Origin of the sequence: Flavobacterium aureirubrum, assembly GCF_038739835.1 — a bacterium.
Classification (GTDB): Bacteria; Bacteroidota; Bacteroidia; order Flavobacteriales; family Flavobacteriaceae; genus Flavobacterium; species Flavobacterium aureirubrum.
In genome coordinates, this window is record NZ_JBCGDO010000091.1 from 1 (window position 1) to 517 (window position 517).

General features: G+C 36.0%; 1 protein-coding gene. It reads left to right on the forward strand.

The window, feature by feature from the left end; all coding sequences use genetic code 11:
* Positions 1 to 111 precede the first annotated feature (111 nt).
* On the forward strand, positions 112 to 501 hold the full coding sequence (locus WFZ85_RS16075; protein ID WP_187658681.1) for an HU family DNA-binding protein: 390 nt from the start codon (positions 112 to 114) through the stop codon (positions 499 to 501).
* The last annotated feature ends 16 nt before the right edge of the window (positions 502 to 517 follow it).

Consider the following 517-nt stretch of genomic DNA (forward strand, 5'->3'; position numbering starts at 1 on the left):
TTTTACCGCGGTAAATTAGATAAGTTACGGCGGTAAATTGAATAAATTACCGCGGTAAATTTCTATCTTTGTTCTGACAAGTATTAATAGTAACTCTTATCCATTAAAAATATGGCCATACTCATTACGCCAATTGGAAAAACTAATCCAACGCAACCCGATGCACCGCTGCTTTATTACCCAAAAGCAACTAAAACAGGCGAAGTAGATTTAGAGAAAGTAACCGAAGAAATTGCCCAAGCTACATCGCTAACACAAGCTGATTGTTATGCCGCAGTCATTAGTTTAGTAAAAGTATTGGAAGACCATTTAGAAAAAGGCGAAATCGTTAGACTAGAACCTTTGGGCACGTTTCAAATAAGTGTGAAAGGAACTGCTAGTGATAGCGCAGCAGGTGTTTCTAAAGATAATGTAACTCGTGCTTCAATTATTTTCCGACCAGGAAAAAAGCTAAAAAAACTAGTAGGGAATTTGTCCTATGTTCGAAAAAAAATATCGTAATCTATTTTTTTCTACA